The sequence below is a fragment of the Schlesneria sphaerica genome (assembly GCF_044336245.1).
GTDB classification, from domain to species: domain Bacteria; phylum Planctomycetota; class Planctomycetia; order Planctomycetales; family Planctomycetaceae; genus Schlesneria; species Schlesneria sphaerica.
In genome coordinates this window covers 2,042,801-2,059,661 of sequence record NZ_CP172346.1, presented here as the reverse complement: position 1 = coordinate 2,059,661, position 16,861 = coordinate 2,042,801, and the positions used below count along the sequence as shown (strand labels likewise).

At 55.8% G+C, this 16,861-nt stretch carries 11 protein-coding genes; 8 read left to right on the top strand and 3 right to left on the bottom strand.

Annotated elements, in window-relative coordinates; translation table 11 throughout:
- The first annotated feature begins 57 nt into the window (after window positions 1–57).
- Together nhaA and ACGY09_RS07555 are read left to right on the top strand one after the other, a co-directional pair.
- The gene (nhaA, locus tag ACGY09_RS07560) at window positions 58–1,881 is read left to right on the top strand and encodes a Na+/H+ antiporter NhaA (protein WP_397571071.1); all 1,824 of its coding nucleotides are present in this window, start codon (window positions 58–60) and stop codon (window positions 1,879–1,881) included.
- Window positions 1,882–2,382: 501 nt separating this feature from the next.
- Window positions 2,383–3,096 carry a hypothetical protein gene (locus tag ACGY09_RS07555; protein ID WP_397571070.1) on the top strand — a complete coding sequence of 238 codons (714 nt, stop codon included), beginning with the start codon at window positions 2,383–2,385 and terminating at the stop codon, window positions 3,094–3,096.
- 189 nt (window positions 3,097–3,285) lie between these two features.
- On the opposite strand, the gene ACGY09_RS07550 is transcribed toward ACGY09_RS07555, so the two are convergent.
- Window positions 3,286–4,950, bottom strand: a complete 1,665-nt coding sequence (locus ACGY09_RS07550) for a sigma-70 family RNA polymerase sigma factor (RefSeq protein WP_373650889.1) — start codon at window positions 4,948–4,950, stop codon at window positions 3,286–3,288.
- 877 nt (window positions 4,951–5,827) lie between these two features.
- Here ACGY09_RS07550 and ACGY09_RS07545 point away from each other — a divergent pair.
- The 3 genes from ACGY09_RS07545 (at window position 5,828) to ACGY09_RS07535 (ending at window position 10,505) form a co-directional block, all read left to right on the top strand.
- The gene (locus ACGY09_RS07545; protein WP_373650890.1) at window positions 5,828–6,349 is read left to right on the top strand and encodes a hypothetical protein; all 522 of its coding nucleotides are present in this window, start codon (window positions 5,828–5,830) and stop codon (window positions 6,347–6,349) included.
- A 191-nt stretch (window positions 6,350–6,540) separates the two neighbouring features.
- Window positions 6,541–9,132: a hypothetical protein gene (locus tag ACGY09_RS07540; protein WP_397571069.1), complete on the top strand. Its 2,592-nt coding sequence runs from the start codon at window positions 6,541–6,543 to the stop codon at window positions 9,130–9,132.
- Window positions 9,133–9,329: 197 nt separating this feature from the next.
- Window positions 9,330–10,505 (top strand): hypothetical protein, encoded by a 1,176-nt coding sequence (locus ACGY09_RS07535; RefSeq protein ID WP_397571068.1) that lies wholly within the window; start codon window positions 9,330–9,332, stop codon window positions 10,503–10,505.
- Here ACGY09_RS07535 and ispG read toward each other — a convergent pair.
- Entirely contained in the window at window positions 10,489–11,637 is a 1,149-nt protein-coding gene (gene ispG, locus ACGY09_RS07530; protein WP_373650893.1) for a (E)-4-hydroxy-3-methylbut-2-enyl-diphosphate synthase, read from the bottom strand. The genes ACGY09_RS07535 and ispG overlap by 17 nt on opposite strands.
- A gap of 358 nt (window positions 11,638–11,995) precedes the next feature.
- Window positions 11,996–12,436 carry a flagellar export protein FliJ gene (locus ACGY09_RS07525; protein WP_397571067.1) on the bottom strand — a complete coding sequence of 147 codons (441 nt, stop codon included), beginning with the start codon at window positions 12,434–12,436 and terminating at the stop codon, window positions 11,996–11,998.
- A 525-nt stretch (window positions 12,437–12,961) separates the two neighbouring features.
- On the opposite strand from ACGY09_RS07525, the gene groL (ACGY09_RS07520) reads away from it, so the two are divergent.
- The 3 genes from groL (ACGY09_RS07520) (at window position 12,962) to groL (ACGY09_RS07510) (ending at window position 16,798) form a co-directional block, all read left to right on the top strand.
- Window positions 12,962–14,668: a chaperonin GroEL gene (gene groL, locus ACGY09_RS07520; protein ID WP_397571066.1), complete on the top strand. Its 1,707-nt coding sequence runs from the start codon at window positions 12,962–12,964 to the stop codon at window positions 14,666–14,668.
- A gap of 95 nt (window positions 14,669–14,763) precedes the next feature.
- Window positions 14,764–15,054, top strand: a complete 291-nt coding sequence (groES, locus tag ACGY09_RS07515; RefSeq protein WP_397571065.1) for a co-chaperone GroES — start codon at window positions 14,764–14,766, stop codon at window positions 15,052–15,054.
- 127 nt (window positions 15,055–15,181) lie between these two features.
- Complete coding sequence (gene groL, locus ACGY09_RS07510; protein ID WP_373650897.1) at window positions 15,182–16,798, top strand: chaperonin GroEL; 1,617 nt, start codon at window positions 15,182–15,184, stop codon at window positions 16,796–16,798.
- The last annotated feature ends 63 nt before the right edge of the window (window positions 16,799–16,861 follow it).

Here is a 16,861-nt window from a genome sequence, read left to right as displayed (position 1 = left end):
CCCATCGTTTACGTAATCTCGCGAGACACACCATCTAGTCAATTAAGGAGTTCATCAATGACGCCTGCCGCAGTACGACAGCTTGATCCTCCTGTCGATCCCCTACACGATCACATCCTGGGACCTCCAGACGCGGAAATGACCCTCGTGCAGTACGGCAGTTATGCGGACTACCGCTGTCGTGCCGTTCACGTGGTGGTCGAAGCGCTCCGCAATCGATTCGGTGATCGCATGCGGTATGTTTTCAGGCATCTGCCCGTTGAGGGGAAGCCGGATGCACAGCGTGCCGCAGAGGTCGCCGAACGCGTCTTTGACACTACGGGGAATTTCTGGGACCTGCATGAGTCGTTCATGGAGCGAGGTCCGACGTTAAATAACGCGGGAATCGAAGAGGCTGCGCGGGAGTACGGTGTCACCGACGATGCTCTGGCCGGTACCCCACGAGCCGAAGCGGCCAGAATCGCGGTGCAGGAAGACGTTGACAGCGCGCATCGCAGCGGTGTCATTGAGACGCCTGCGTTCTTTATTAACGGACGTCGATATACAGACACGTGGGATGAGAGCTCACTTGCCGACGCGATGCTTGCGCCACTTGGGCATCGGATCCAGGCTGCGGCCTTCAACTTTGTTCATTGGGGACCCTCATCAGGCCTTTTGCTCGGGTTGGCCACGCTCCTGGCGATCGTGCTGAGCAACTCTCCCCTCAGCTCTGCGTTTGAAGCCTTCTGGCAGAAGCAGTTGGGCTTCATCTGGGGCAGTATGACGTTTTCTCATTCGCTGCTGCACTGGGTCAACCACGGGTTGCTGACCGTGTTCTTCTTTGTTGTCGGTCTGGAAATCAAACGGGAATTTACGGTCGGTCACCTGGCGACATTTCGTTCGGGGGCGTTGCCGGTGATCGCCGCGATTGGCGGGATCGCGCTTCCGGCAATCATTTACGCTTCGATCGTGCCGGCAGACTTGCGACAGGGGTGGGGAATTCCGATTGGAACCGACACTGCCTTTGCCGTGGCTCTGATCGTACTGCTCGGTTCCCGCGTTCCGATTGCGCTGCGAGTATTTCTGACGGCTGCCGTAATCATCGATGACGTCGTTGCGATTCTGATTATCGCGTTCTTCTATACAGAGTCGATCAACACCCTCTATCTGATCGCGGGGGGGGCTGTGACTGCCGTTGTTGTGGCACTCAATCGGATCGGTGTGTATCGCTCACTCCCCTACGCCGTGTGCGCCGTGGCCCTGTGGTTTGTCCTTCACGAAGCGGGGCTGCATGCGACATTGGCAGCAGTGATTATGGCCATCCTGATTCCCGCGCGACCTCCCGCGAATCTCAAGGCGCTGCTCACTCAGGCTTCGGCAGTGATCAACCGCGAGGAGAGTCACGCCGGGGAGGCAATGCGAAATGGTCCCTCTGAAGGAACGCTTCGCACGCTGGACGCCATTTATAATCGCATGGAGTCACCAAACGACCGGCTGCTTCGTTCGGTTGAACCCTGGTCGAGTTACGTGGCCTTGCCGATTTTCGCATTAGCAAATGCGGGAGTCACCTGGACACCCGGCGTCCTTGAAGGGCGGGGTCGATTGATTGCAGCGATCGCACTGGGGCTGATTATTGGTAAACCGGTCGGAATTATTACCGCGTCGTGGCTGGCCGTTCGTAGCGGTATCGCGGACAAGCCGGATGCCTACACATGGAGACAACTGTGTGGTGCGGGGGCACTGGGGGGTATTGGTTTCACGATGTCCTTGTTCATCGCCGGAATTGCCTTCCCGGATCAGGCGACGTACGCGGCTGCCAAGATCGCGATCTTTGTCGCTTCGTTGATCGCCGGCGCCATTGGATTTCTGATACTGTGGCCCAAGTCCGCTACTGCGGAATGATTGCGGGAACGATAGCGACCGCCGAAATTCCGGGGCTGCAGTAACAAGAGCTATTGAGGAGCCGCAGGTTTGCGGCTTCTCGGTTTGCTTTGCAGGACGGATGTGGAAACGTCGACCGCGTTGTTGCCGTCACCGTTTGCAGCGGCTCAACGAAGATGTGAGACAGAGCATACCCCGTGTCTGCTCTGTCTCTTCTGCTTTCCGGCGGGAACGCTTTGCTGCCCCGACGCACCTTGTGACCGTAGGAACATTCCTGTCTGGATGTCATCTCGGCAGACGCTTCAAATGGGCCTTGGGCGCCGGATTCCCTGCTGGCGAGGGCATTGAGCCCATGGGCAGTCGGTAATTTCCTGGAGTGTACGTGCCGTCGGTCGTACTTGAGACTCAACGTGACAGATTGGGCCTGATCTCGCAAAGTCTTTCCCGCGTGGCTAACGTGATTGTCAGTGCGGTACCGATGGAGTGCTCGCGCTGTGCTTTTCCTGTCACCGAGGTGATCGTATGGCGAACGAGCGTATGTATCCGATACTTCCGTGTCGCGATATTGACGAGGCCGTCGAGTTCTATGCAGTCCTTGGATTCGTGAAGACGTATCGTCAGGTAAGGCCCAACCCGTACGCCGTCGTGGCCAGAGGCGGTATGCACATTCACTTGTTTGGGATGGCGGGATTTGATCCTGAACAGTCCTATGGGAGTGTTATTATCTGTGTTCCCGACCCCGATGAACTGTACCGATCGTTCGCTGAAGGTTTGCGCTCGGCGTACAAGAAGCTACCCATCTCAGGAATTCCGCGAATCATGCGTCCTCGCAAACGGTTCGGAACCGTCTATGGTTTCAGCGTGGTTGACGTTGGGGGGAACTGGTTGCGTATTTCCCGACTTGGCGAGACGGAAGAGGATGCCGAGATCGACGAGAAATCGGTCAAAGATCTCTCGCACTTCCTTGATTTGGCGGCCAGACTGGCAGATGCGCACGGCGATGATCGCAAGGCCTACCGGACTCTGGAGACGGGATTAAAACGGTTCCCCGATGCACCCCCTTTCGCACGAGCCCGAGCGCTGATCTATCACGCGGAACTGGCCGCACGTCTTAAGAAATTCGCGGCTGCCAGCCGGTCTCTGGCAACAGTCCAAAGCCTCGTCCTTTCTGACAAGGAGCGGACGGAGCTGGCGGATGAGATTGCCGAGACCTCAGCACTCGTCAATGACATGTGACACTGTCGGCGCGGCTGTTCACTCTTGGTGGCATCCCGATGAGCCGCTCCTCCCAGCGAGGTTGCGTAACCGGGGTCTCTTTTCCGAGAAACTTGGCGGTGTACGTAAAAAAAGCGGCGTTCTGTCGTTTCCAACAAAACGCCGCTTTAAAAGCAACCCGATATTAAGGTAACTCAGCGTCGATTCAGACTAGATACCCGGAACGTCGAGATGCTCGTCTTCGGCGATCTTGCGCAGCTTCTGGAGTGCCCGAGATTCCAGTTGACGAATTCTCTCTTTTGTGACGCCCAGCTTCTGTCCGACCTGTTCGAGTGTTTGAGCGGGCTTTCCTTCTTTCAGGCCATACCGCGAAACGATGATGTCACGTTCTCGCGGATCAAGCTGTGAAAGAATCTGCATCAGAGCTTCGTGCTGGCGTTTGTTGACGACTTCTTCGTTCAAACGTTCGCTGCGAGGATCGGATGCCTGGTGGAAAACTTCCTCATTCCCCGTTCGGAAACGTTCCAATTGGGTGTACTCGGCAGGAATCGACCGAGCGAAGTTCTTCATGATGGCCCAACTTGCGTAGGTCGAGAATTTGAACCCACGCGTGTAGTCGAACTTTTCGATGGCACGAATCAACGAAATGTTACCATCGCTGACCATCTCGAAGAAATTCGAGTTCGGCTTCATGTGCTTCTTGGCGATCGACACCACCAGACGCAAGTTACTGCGAATCAAGAAATTCTTGACTTCATTGGCTTGCCCGATCAGACGCTCGATGGCGTCCATATCTTTGGTTTTCGGCTGAGTGAGATCGATCTGTCCCTGAAGCTTTGAAGCTTGATACAGCAGAAAGTTCATCTTACGGAAGTAGTAAACTTCCTCGTCCTTCGTCAGAAGTGGCACCGCGTAAAGGCTGTTCAGGTACGGCGGCAGCCCAGGCGGCGTTTTCACTGGAGCCGATTTCTTTTCCGCCACAGGAGCTGGCTGAAGGATTTTGGCTGCAGCGTCCGCTTCTTCGAACATCGGCGAACTCATGAAGTCGATCGGTTTTTCGAGCAGCTGTTCGGCTCGCACTTCTGCGACCATCCGATAGATGCTGGCTCGAGTCCGCCCGAACTTCTGGGCAATCTCGTCCACAGGAACACCCTTGCGGAAGCTGCGATAGATCTCCAGCTTGTGCTCTTCAGTAATGGTATTGAGAGCATTGGGGAACACCGCGGCTTCGGGATGATCCTTGTCATAGTTCTTGAGTGTGTACCGCACCGTTTCCGGCGATCGGCGGAACTTGCGGGCCAGCCGATGACTGATTTCGGTGGGGCAGCCCCCGGCCTTGGCGAGCCGGCGAGCACGTTGAATCAGCTTTTCTCGTTCCTCTACACTCAGTTGGCTGAACTGAGAGCCACGATCGACATCTTCGGCATGTTTGGTGACGAAGCGTTCGACTGAGGAGCGCAAAAAACCGACGCGTTTTCGCCCACCGAAGCGAAATCGCCGACTGACGAGACCTCGATCTCGCCAACGGGAAACGGTCTTGGACGAAACGTTAAATCGTTTGCTGACGTCTTCAACGGTCCAGACTTCTTCCCCGGCGCTATCCGCGGAAATATCGGCGTTTTCAGACAGATCTTCCACGAAACAGCGAAGATCATGGACCGCTTCAGCGCCACTGACGACGAGATCCGGATACATTTCTCCACGATACGTGGTGATCTTTTCGCAAATCTCGGGATATCGATAGGTTCCTGCTGGATTCAGTTCGTCCATCAGGCGTTCAGCACGGGAAATCTGCGTCAGTTGAACATCGCGAGGAGCATACTTGATCTGCTGGTCGCGAAGTTGTTTCAGAGCAGGGTTACGATAGCGTTGCATGATTTACCTCCCGTCGTTGAGGACAGGTTTCAAACATAATTGTCAGTCTGACAGAGCGAACTTGACGGAGAGGCTGTATGCAAAGCAGATGCCGGTCCGATCACGTGCGACTGACAGCACTCGTCGCCACGACTTATACTACGTACAAAAGAGACACTTAGATCAAAAAAAAGTTCAAAGGGGACTTGTTTTTACGTAACTCACTTTCTAGGCGATGGTTATGTGCCGCATCTCCGGCCTTTCGAGTGTGTGAAAAAATTGCAAGCGGTTACTGAGTGTTTTCCTCGATCAATTCTCCAGTTGGATTTCAGGTTCGGGCGGAGCAGCCGCTCCCATCCCCTACATTCGGACCCATCGCCATAGAGCGTTCTTTGTGCGATTGATCTGCTGAATCGGGCACCTCTGCTTCGACAAGATTGAAGGCTCATCGGCACGAAACCGAATTCATGAGATGAAATCTGTCAGTGCATTCAGTTGATTTTCACGGAGGTCCGCATGTTCAATCTCCTGCAGTCCGCGAATGACGATCAAACCGCAATTGGTTTATGCGTTCTCGTGCTTGCGACATCTGCCTTTTTCGTCTTTGTCAGTTTTCACTTGGGTCCCGCAGGCAAAAAACGCCGGACTCTGGAACTGCAAGGGGGCGATTGGTCTCGGAACACTCCAATCACGGAAGGCCTTCAGGCACGTGACCGGGCCGCCTGAGGGGGGGCGTCAGCGTCTGGTTGCCATGAAGTTAATAGGATTCGTTTCAACCCCACTCACGCGGCGAACGAAGTTCGAATTTGTGCAAGTGGTTCCTGAAAATCCTGTGGAAAGCAGTCGTCGCCGGCGATATTTTCGAGAAATGCAATCGACACCAAACAGGAGCGACTTGATGCGAAGCGCAGCGTGGGTTTTGACGGCCACCAGTCTGGTCGCATTCGGATATGTTTTGGGCTCAACCCAGGTTTTCCCGCTCGCACATGCTCAGCCGGACGACGTTTCTGTGTCAGAAGAATCGACGAAAAAGATTGTCGAAGCCCATGATGCACTCAAGAAGGCGATGGAGCAGTTGAAGCTCGAATCCCGTTACGAATCGGTAACAAAAGGGGTCAACTCGTACGCTGTCCTCGTAGGTGGCATCAACGCCAAGGAGGATTTGGAAAGCGGTCAGGGCGTCGATCCGGAAACATTCGCCGCACTCAGTACGGCGGCCTACCAACTGAAGAAGTACAGCATTAAAGACGACTCCCTGGCAGACTGGGTGGATACAAACCTCCTGGGGTACGATAACAATGGCCATTTGACGTATCGGAACAAGGTCGTCCGTATCTACTCGATCTCTCGTTTGCGAAGGCTGGACGCGCAGCGAATGGTCATCCTTGGTGAAACAACAGACAATAAAAAAGCCCGATAGTGAGTTTTGATGCTTCGCTGCCGCCCTTCGACGGTACGGATGTGATCAACAAATTGCGTGAGATGAAGGGATTTTCTTTCCCTCCGCCTCGCGAGACCCGTTAGGATTGAACTGCATTTCCCACGCGCCGCACTAACCTGGAAATAATCGTTTCAGGTGCTGGACTCTCACCAGAAGCGAGGAACTTTGTCATGAACCGATCAATTTTCAAAAGACTGCTCTGGGCTCCGGTGTTAGCCGCCAGTTTTGGCGTGATGGACTTGAGTGCATTCGAAGTTTCTTCGCCCGCACCAGTGCTGAAGCATGTCCAGGGTAATGGCGATGTCGTCCAGGCCCTGCTCTTCCGATTGCAGCAGCCACAACTGGGCGTGACCGCTCACGACCACATGGTCTTCATCGATACGTCCGCCAGTCAGATCGGGGCCCATCGGGTCCATGCTCTGAGTGTGCTGGAATCGATGATCAAGTCGTTGCCCCAGCAGGATCGTGTCCGAATTTTCGCCGTTGATGTTCAAGCCGAACCGTTGATGGCCAGCATGTCCTCTCCGAGCAGCTCATCGGTGATGGATGCCATCGCCGCGCTGAAGAGCCGAGTCCCTCTCGGCGCGACGAACTTGGAAGAACTGGTCAGCACGGCTCTTGCTTCCGCCGAAGAAGGTCGGAACGCTTCGATCACTTACATCGGTGATGGTCTGAGCACTGCTGATCTGCTGGAATCAAAAGAACTGCTCAGCATGGTTCAGTACCTGTGTGAAGAGAAGATTCCGTTCCACAGCTACGGCGTGGGACCGCAGATGAATCTCCAGTTGCTGGGAATCCTGGCGCATCAGACTGGTGGGTATGTCAACTTCGATAATCGAAAAGATGTGCCGCGGAAATCTGATGAGGCGACCGAAAAGAATCGCTCCGACGCCGAATCACAGTTTGCCGTCAGTGCGGGTGAGAAACTCGCCCTGGCCGTGCAGCAGCCGGTCTACTTCCCCAATCAGGTCGAGCTGACGGGTGACATCGAATCTAGCCTTCCAGCATTGCCACTCCGCAGTGATCGTGAAACAATCCACGTGATTCGCGGCGAGCTGACTGCGAATTCCCGGGTTGTCTTCACCGGATTCGACGCTGCAGAAACGTTGGAATGGAAGCTGTCCGCTCCCGTGCAACGACCAGGGAGCGCGTTTCTGGTGGCAGTTGCCGAGCAGGCCGATCAGGACCAGGGTCTGAGCAACTCGCTTGCGGGCGCCGACCTGATGAATGTTTACCAGGATGGGTTCCTGAACTCGATGGACGCGGCGCTGCAGTTTGGTGCTCAACAGCTCGAACGGGGCCAGGCGAAGCAGGCTGCCGAACTCGCTCAGCGAATCGCGCAAGTTGACCCTTCCAATGTGGCCGCGAAGACGCTGGCCAGCACTTCCGCGCGGCTTCAGGTGATGCAGGTTTCACAGGTTCCTGCAGCACCGGCTCCCGGCATTCTCGACTCACGCAGCGATGCTGCGGATGATTCGAGTTTGACTCGCGATCAGGAACAAGTCATCCGCGTTCGAACAGAGAAGCTGCGGAATCAGGTGGGGAACGCAATTGAAGCGGCCCGACGAACTAACGATCCGGAATCCAGCCTCGCATTGCTCAAGCAGGTAGAGAACTCAGTAAGGTCATCGCTGGATATCGCTCCAGAAGACCGTCTGCAGATGCAGAAGCGTCTTGAAAGCGAAATCAACCAGATGCGAAACTTGTCCGATAAGCGAGCACAGGATCTCGTTCACCTCGCCGAACGGATGTCACAGATCGAGGCCGAGCGGAGACTGACTGAGCAGTTGCTGCTTGAAGAAGAGAAACTGGAAGGCTTGATCGATCGGGTCCGGTCGTTGATGTCGGAAGGTTTCCACGGTCGTGAAGACGCGTTCGGGGAAGCCCAAAATGTGGCTGACGTTGCTATTATGCTGCGACCCGGTGAAGGAACCTCGGCCGTCGCTCGATTCAGTGCGGAAGCGGCACACCAGATTGCTCGTGCAAATCGCCTGCGTGCTCGACGCGCAGACCAGTTTCTCGAAGCTCTGTACCAGGTTGAATTGGCACACATCCCATTCCCGGATGAGCCCCCCATTCGATTCCCGAATGCCGAAGTCTGGAAAGCTCTGACGGAACGTCGACGGAAATGGGCTCAGGTTGACTTGAAGAAAGACAGCCCACGGGAACAGCGAATCCAGGAAGCATTGAAAGAGCCCACGGAAGTCTCGTTCACTGACCAGCCGCTGAAAGATGCACTGGACTACCTTGAAGAATTGCATGGAATCGAAATCATCATCGATGAGGCCGCTCTCGCGGATGCGGCAATCAGTACCGATCAGCCTGTGAACCTCAATCTCACGGGGATCACGCTGCGAAGTGCACTTCGTCTGATGCTCGAACGATTGCAATTGACGTATATCATCGAAGATGAAGTCATGCAGATCACGACCCAGGAAAAAGCGGAAGAGAAAACCTCGACCCGCGTCTACCCGGTTGCAGACCTTGCCGTGCCCATTCGACCTGCCACGGGGGGGGGAATGATGGGTGGTATGGGCGGCGGCATGGGGGGAATGGGCGGTGGCATGGGCGGTGGTATGGGTGGCATGGGCGGCGGTATGGGTGGTATGGGCGGTGGGTTTGGGGGTGGTGGTTTCTTCAACATCGCTCCCGAACAGGTCGTCCAGCAGGATGACGCACAGCGTGCTGACGCTGCACCTGCCGGTGCACCCAAGTTGGACAATAAGTCCATTCAGAACCGGAAAAAAAAACGAACTCTGTAGGCCCCGCACGTAAGAGTGCCCAGTCGGGTACCTTTGCCCCGAGTTTACGATTGCGAAGTCAGCGAGATTTGTCCATTCGGACGAGTCTCGCTGATCGCACTTACCGACTGACTCGGCAGCAACGAAGTCCGCAGGTACCCGCTGCGTCGACTGCAAAGGAGAGAGCTGATTTCTGGGCCGGATTCTTCCAGGATGAGGTGTCGCCTGAGACCGTCCGGGATGTCGTTGCGGAACTTGTCGAGAGCCGCAAGCACGAAGATGTGATCAGCTGTATCGAACAGGCAATTCTGCAGGGGCAGATCCAGCCGTGGATGTATCAGGTTCTGGCCATGTCGATGCAGGCAGCGGGCCGCCCGAATTCTCAGATTGAGCGAGTCCTGCTCTCAAGCCAGGACGTGGTGCTCAATGATCCCCGATCGATGATGCATCTGGCCGCCTATCTGGCCCGATTCGAACGTTATGACCGGGCGCAGGAGCTCTATCGGCAGGCCGCGGCTCTGGATCCTTCCCGGCCCGAAGCCTACGTACTTGCCTTGGAATTGGCTGTGCGAGCCAAGAACTATGACACAATTGCCTGGTCTGCTCCTGAGGTACTTTCATTCTCGTGGGCCAAAGGGCGCGAAAAACTGAATCAACTTGCCGAAGCATCAGCAGCGGATGCGTCCACCGAGCTGCTGAAGGCGGGCGACCATGCCAAAGCGCTCAAGCTCGATCTGGACATGCGCAAGGCACGTCGGCTGGATCTGGTCGTAAGACTGGAATGGAGCGGTCAGGGGGATCTCGATCTCGAGATTCATGAGCCCGGGGGAACCGTTTGCTCGACCATTAACCCCGCAACCACCGCGGGAGGCATCTTCACTCACGATGGCTTCGGACCAATCCAGGCGCGCTGCTATGAAGAGTACCTCTGCCCTCAAGGGCTAAAGGGTGAGTACCGTGCTGTCATCAAGCATTCCTCGGGAGACATCGTCGGTAAGCGGGCTCAACTGAGCGTGACCCGAAATCGGGGAACCCCGTACGAGGAGACACTGGTCGAGACGATCCTGCTTGGGCCGGTCGATCAATCCGTGCGGTTTTCCTTGGCCGGGGGTCGACGTGTAGAGGGGCAACTCGCCGAGCGTGAGCTCAAGGTCGGGACACAGCAACCTGCCAAAGGATCGGTTCTGGCCCAACTGGGGCAAGGTGGCGGAGTTGGTCAAATTGCCCAGCGAGGATCCGCAGTGGGATTTACTCCGATCATTACGCAGATCAATGAAGGTGTCCGACTCGGTGCTCTGGCCACCGTGTCGGGTGATCGACGGTATGTTCGGATTAATGCAACGCCTGTGTTCTCAGCGATCACGGACGTTTTCACGTTTACTTTCCAGCAGTAGCCTTTTCGGCGATGACCAGGTCGAGTTCTTCCTTGAGGCGGGGCAGGATGGCGTCGTAGGGGAATGCACCCAGTTCCTTTGCCCCTTTCTTCAGGTTGACAAAGTTAGGACCACACCAAAGTCCCAGGTCGGCATCGTCCGTTTCCCCTGGGCCGTTCACGCGGCAGCCCATGACGGCAATCGTGACGGCATGGTCTTCCGCGTAGGAGGTCATTTCCTTGACCTGTTGAGCGAGTTCGATGAATGCTTCGTTCTCAACGCGTGAGCAACTTGGGCAACTGATGATATTGAGTGTTTTCAGTCCGAAGTCGACGAACGAACGAACTCGTCCGGCGGCGATGTCTGCAAGAATCTTCTTGCCAGCGACAATTTCTTCGGACTTGCGGGAGTTGGGAACCGTCAGAGACACACGAATCGTGTCACCAATTCCCTGGCTGATCAGTTGCTCGAAGGCGATACGCGTTTTAATGATTCCGTCAGGGGGCATACCTGCCTCGGTGACGCCCAGGTGCAATGGAATGTCGGATCGTTTTTCCGCGAATCGACGATTCCCTTCGATCACCTTCTGGGGATCTGAATCTTTCAGGGACACGCAGTAACGCGTAAAGCCGATCTCGTCGAGAAAGTCACAGTGTTCCCAGGCACTTTCGAGCATCGGAGTCAGGCTGTCTTCGGGGTCGTATTTTTCTTTCTTGGCGGGGTCAACCGATCCGCAATTCACTCCCACACGCAGAGCGCAGTCATTGTCCTGGGCAATCGATGCCAGATATTGCACCTTTTCTTGCCAGGGCTTGGACCGTTCGTGGTGGTAGAGATGCCCCGGGTTGTAGCGGATCTTGTTCACAGACGGAGCGACAATTTCAGCGAGTCGGTAGTTTTCCTGCAGGTCGACGACCAGGTTTGCCTTGGTTTGTTTGCGGATCTCTGCCAGCGCTGCGGCGTCCTTCTGGTTGTCGACCGCCACACGAATGACGTCCGCGCCAGCGGCGAACAAGTCTTCAATCTGCTGTACCGTGGCGTCGATGTTCTGAGTGTGAGTGGCGGTCATGCTCTGGACAGCGATCGGGTGATTGCCTCCGATGGTGATCGAACCGATTTTCACATCTCGCGTCGGGTTACGCCGAAGTTCCACTCTCGCATCTCCGAAGTGCCGTTAATCTCTAGGACCTCGGGGGATTCTAGTGGCCCATTGTCACATGAGCGAGTCTGGGTGACGCCGCAAGCAAGAAAATGCACGCGCGTCGGAAGGGAGACCAATTGTCGCTGCTCCAATACGATGCAAAGAAGCAGCGGGGACGCAAAGAAGCAACGAGCAGACGGTGGTCTGGCATGCTCGCTGTTCTTCGAGGTTCCTGTTCCATTGGCTGCCGATGAAACACGACTGGCTGGATTGCCGGAGAACGAGGTGACAACGCCGGGTGATCAGGCGCTGCGTTCCGTCCATGTCCCGAGGGTGTCTGGCTGGTTCCGCGACACGTGTAACGCGGCTTCTACGCAACCCGGCGGTGGGAGCGGAGCGAGTCGTCGAATTCCAGACGCTCTGCTTTCAGGCTGGATCGGAGGTATTCGGATCGCTGTCGTTCCGCGAGTCGTTCCAGGCTTTTGACCGATTGGTCGACGGCGATTAATTCTTTCAGGCCGAGATCCCATCTCCGTTTGGCGAGTCGGATGGTCGCCTGCAGTTGCAGAAGTTCGCGTCCAAGTTGTTCGCAGTACCGATGGCGTGTGGCGATCTGTTCGGGTGACAACGCCTCTGCGTCGTTCAGGTTGCGAAGTTCTTCGAGAACCTTGTCCCGTGTGGCGTGGAGTGATTCGCCCGCCTGAACCGCTGCGGCATGGTCGCGTTCCAGCAGAGACACTGCCTGACGCAGCTCGTTTCTTTCGGACTGACGGACTTTCAACACGGATTGCAGTGAAAATTGAAAAGACATGGATCATCCTTGCGGAGCGAGCCGAGCGGCAAGTGTGAAATGATTTCTGGCGGGTGGGAGTGTGCGGTTGTTCGCTGCTTCGTGGCCTCGATGCTGTATCTACTGCATCTCGATGTGCGGTCATAGAGCAATTTATTTCTCCCTTTGCACAGGAAGGGGGCCTTCCTTCCGCAAGGGCGACGCCCACAGGAGCTTTTGGTCCACCTCACCGTGATCTCAGTGTGGCAGCCAAGCGAATGACCTCGTATGTCGCCAGGCCGTCTGCAGAAGCGCTGATGCTGCCAACATGGCAGCGTGGAGTTGTTGATGTTCTGCTGTAATGTCTGTAACCTATTATAAATTCGATACTTGTGTCTCTCGTGAAATTACCGGCACGCAGCTTGCTGAGTCGGTGCGTGTGTCGAATTGTCGGCCGTGTTGGCGGAACTGACACGCATCGATCTACTTCACCTGAGACCGCCTCGGGTGTCATCTGTGAGTTATGAGTCGTCCCATCAAGTCTGTCTTGTTGGTTGAGGAGTCGCTGTGGCCAAACTGATCAGTTTTGATGAAGAAGCCCGGAAAAGCCTGTTGGAGGGCGTTTCAAAGTTGTCGCGAGCGGTGAAAAGCACGCTCGGACCTCGAGGCCGCAACGCGGTGCTTGATAAGGGTTGGGGTTCACCAAAAGTCACAAAGGACGGCGTGACTGTCGCTCAGGACATCGATCTCGAAGACAAGTTTCAGAACATGGGCGTGCAGCTCGTGAAAGAAGCTGCTTCTAAGACGGGCGATGTTGCTGGGGACGGGACCACGACCGCCACCGTACTGGCTGAGGCGATCTACAAGAATGGCCTCCGATACATCGCCAGCGGTTGCGATCCGATGGCTCTGAGCCGTGGTGTTCAGAAGGCCGTTGACGCGGTGACCGAAGAGCTGCGAAAGCTCTCGAAAGAAGTGAAGGCAAATGACAGAAAGGCCGTTGCAGAAGTTGCCAGCATCGCGGGAAACAATGACCCCGAAGTCGGCAAGATTCTGTCTGACGCCCTGATGAAGGTGGGTAAAGACGGCGTCATCACTGTTGAAGAAGGACGCCAGATTTCGACGGAAGTTGAACTGGTTGAGGGGATGCAGTTCGAGCGAGGCTATTTGTCTCCTCACTTCGTCACCGATCAGGACAGCCAGACTGTCGAACTCGATTCTTGCCGCGTTCTGATTTACGAAGAAAAAATCAGCAGTGCCAAGTCGCTGGTTCCACTGCTCGAAAAGACCTCCAAGGCTGGCGTTCCGCTGCTGATTATTGCAGAAGACGTCGATGGCGAAGCTCTGGCGACGCTGGTCGTCAACAAGATGCGCGGCATCCTCAAGGTCTGTGCGGTCAAGGCTCCTGGTTATGGCGATCGCCGCAAAGCCATGCTTGAAGATATCGCCGTCCTCACCGGCGGAAAGGCGATCTTCAAGGATTTGGGCCTGAAGCTCGAGAACGTCGAGCTTTCGGACCTGGGCGTTGCCAAGAAGATCCGAATCGACGCTGAGAACACCACCGTCGTTCAAGGGGCTGGTAAAAAGGCAGAAATCGAAGGGCGTGCAGCTCAGATTCGTTCCGAAATTACCAAGACCGACAGCGAATACGATCGCGAAAAGCTGCAGGAACGCCTGGCCAAGCTGGCCGGTGGCGTCGCTCAGATCAGTGTCGGTGCCCACACCGAAACGGAAATGAAGGAACGCAAGGACCTGATCGACGATGCTCTTGCTGCAACGCGAGCCGCGATTGAGGAAGGGATTGTTCCTGGTGGTGGTGTCGCCCTGCTCCGCTGCCTTCCCGCAGTCGAGAAGCTCAAGTTGAATGGTGACGAGCAACACGGCGTGTCGCTGATCAAGACAGTTCTCGAAATGCCACTGCGCACAATTGCCGAGAACGCAGGCCTGGATGGGGCTGTCGTCGCCAACAACGTGAAGAAGTCGAAGGACAAATCCTACGGCTACGACGCCTTGAACGAGCGTTATGGCGATATGTTCGACTTCGGCGTCGTTGATCCTGCCAAGGTTGTCCGTTCGGCGCTGCAGAACGCGTCGAGCGTGGCCTGCCTGTTGCTGACGACCGATTCGATCGTCGTCGATGCACCAAAGCCAAAGTCCGACGATCACCACCATGACGACCACCACGACGGCGGCATGGGAGGAATGGGTGGAATGGGCGGCATGGGAATGGGTGGCATGGGAGGAATGGGGATGGGCGGCATGGGAGGCTTCTAGGCCGAGCCGTTCAGAACTGACTTCCGACTGTCTGATTCCAAATTAGATTTTCAATTGAAAATACAATCAAAATTCTTTCGCAGGAGATTGAAGCGATGAAATTGACGCCACTTGACGATCGAGTTGTTGTTGAGCCATTGACCGCCGAAGAGAAGACCGCAGGCGGTATCGTTCTGCCCGATACGGCCAAAGAAAAGCCCCAGCGCGGCAAGGTCATCGCAGTTGGCCCTGGCCGGTTGCTTGATAGTGGCGAACGCTCACCCATCGCGGTCGTAGTTGGCGATGAAGTTCTGTTCTCCAAATACGGCGGGACCGAAATCGAAGTCGACAAGAAGGAAATCAAGATTCTGCGTGAATCGGATATCCTCGCGAAGGTTTTGGCATAAAGCGTTGACGGAGTCAGCTGATTGTCACGAGACCAGGGGGGAGAGCGAAACTCGCCCCCCCTGTTGATCACGGAGAAGTCAGTGAAGTCGCATTCTCGAAATTTCATTTTCCCACTGGAGTCCCGTTGTGGCTAAGCAACTTTTGTTTGAAGATCGGGCCCGCATCAAGCTGCTTCACGGCGTGGAAACGCTGGCGAAGGCGGTCGCAGTGACGATGGGTCCGACCGGCCGGAATGTCATCATTGACAAGTCGTTCGGTAACCCCGTTGTGACCAAAGACGGTGTGACGGTATCGAAGGAAGTCGAACTCGACGACCCGTACGAGAATATGGGGGCCAAACTCGTTAACGAAGTTGCCTCCAAGACCAGCGACGTGGCTGGTGACGGGACGACGACGGCGACGGTTCTCGCTCGCGCCATTTACAGCGAAGGGCTTCGCGGACTGACCCTCGGTGCCAATCCGACCGTCGTTCGTAAGGGAATCGAAAAGGCTGTGAACGCAGCGATCGAGTTCATCGAAAAGATGGCGAAGCCGGTCGAAAAGAAGGAAGAAATCGCCCAGGTTGGGGCGATCTCTGCCAACAACGACCGCGTGGTGGGTGACCTGATCGCCGACGCGATGGAGAAAGTCGGTCGAGACGGCGTGATCACTGTGGAAGAAGGAAAAGGGAACACGACCACTCTCGAACTGGCCGAAGGTCTGCAGTTCGATAAGGGCTATGTCTCTCCCTACTTCGTCAATCACCCTGAATCGATGCAGTGCATTCTCGAAGATTGCTACATCCTGCTCTTCGAAAAGAAGATCTCGAATCTGCGAGAGTTTGTGCCTCTGCTCGAAAAGGTTGCCCAGCGCAGCAAGCCGCTGCTGGTCGTTGCCGAAGACGTCGACAGCGAAGCTTTGACTGCTCTGGTGGTCAACAAGCTGCGTGGCGTGCTGAATATCTGCGCCGTTAAGGCTCCAGGGTTCGGTGACCGTCGCAAAGCCATGATGGGCGACATGGCAGTCCAGACCGGTGGAACGTTGATTTCGGAAGATCTCGGCATCAAGCTGGAATCTGTCGAGATTGCTCACCTCGGCCGGGCGAAGAAAGTTGAAGTCACCAAGGACACCTGCACGATCATCGACGGTGCGGGCGACAAAGAGCAGATCAAGGCTCGCGTCGATCAGATTCGTCGCCAGATCGAAGCCACGGAAAGCGAATACGATCGCGAGAAGTTCCAGGAACGACTTGCGAAGATGACGGGTGGAGTTGCCATCATTTCCGTCGGTGCTGCGACCGAAGCGGAAATGAAGCAGACCAAGGCACGAATGGAAGACGCACTGCACGCAACCCGTGCTGCCGTCGAAGAAGGCATTTTGCCAGGGGGCGGTGTCGCACTGCTTCGTTCCATCCAGGCCATCAGTGAATTGAAGGTCAAGGGCGACGAAAAGATCGGCGTCCAGATCGTCATCAAGGCCCTGGAAGGTCCAATCCGGCAGATCGTGGGCAACAGTGGACTCGACGGCAGCGTTGTCGCTGACGAAGTTCGCAGCATGCCAACCAACACTGGCTACGACGCCAACGCCGGAAAGTACGTCGACATGTTCAAGGCGGGGGTTATCGATCCTGCCAAGGTCGTCAAGAGTGCTTTGCGTAACGCGGCTTCGATTGCCGGCCTGATGCTGACCACCCAAGTGCTTGTCACGCGAAGTGACGACACCGACGGGAAGGCCAAGAGCAAGGTTGAAGGAGCGATTCGATAGCCTTGGGGTTGTCGAATCACTGTTAACCATGACAATGATCGAGCCGCTGGAGCTATCTCCGGC

Bases quoted from the DNA above. Each gene is read 5' to 3' on its own strand.
- ACGY09_RS07540 (WP_397571069.1), top strand. From the start codon at position 6,541: ATGAACCGATCAATTTTCAAAAGACTGCTCTGGGCTCCGGTGTTAGCC.
- nhaA (WP_397571071.1), top strand. From the start codon at position 58: ATGACGCCTGCCGCAGTACGACAGCTTGATCCTCCTGTCGATCCCCTA.
- groES (WP_397571065.1), top strand. From the start codon at position 14,764: ATGAAATTGACGCCACTTGACGATCGAGTTGTTGTTGAGCCATTGACC.
- ACGY09_RS07545 (WP_373650890.1), top strand. From the start codon at position 5,828: ATGCGAAGCGCAGCGTGGGTTTTGACGGCCACCAGTCTGGTCGCATTC.
- ACGY09_RS07550 (WP_373650889.1), bottom strand. From the start codon at position 4,950: ATGCAACGCTATCGTAACCCTGCTCTGAAACAACTTCGCGACCAGCAG.
- ACGY09_RS07525 (WP_397571067.1), bottom strand. From the start codon at position 12,436: ATGTCTTTTCAATTTTCACTGCAATCCGTGTTGAAAGTCCGTCAGTCC.
- ACGY09_RS07555 (WP_397571070.1), top strand. From the start codon at position 2,383: ATGGCGAACGAGCGTATGTATCCGATACTTCCGTGTCGCGATATTGAC.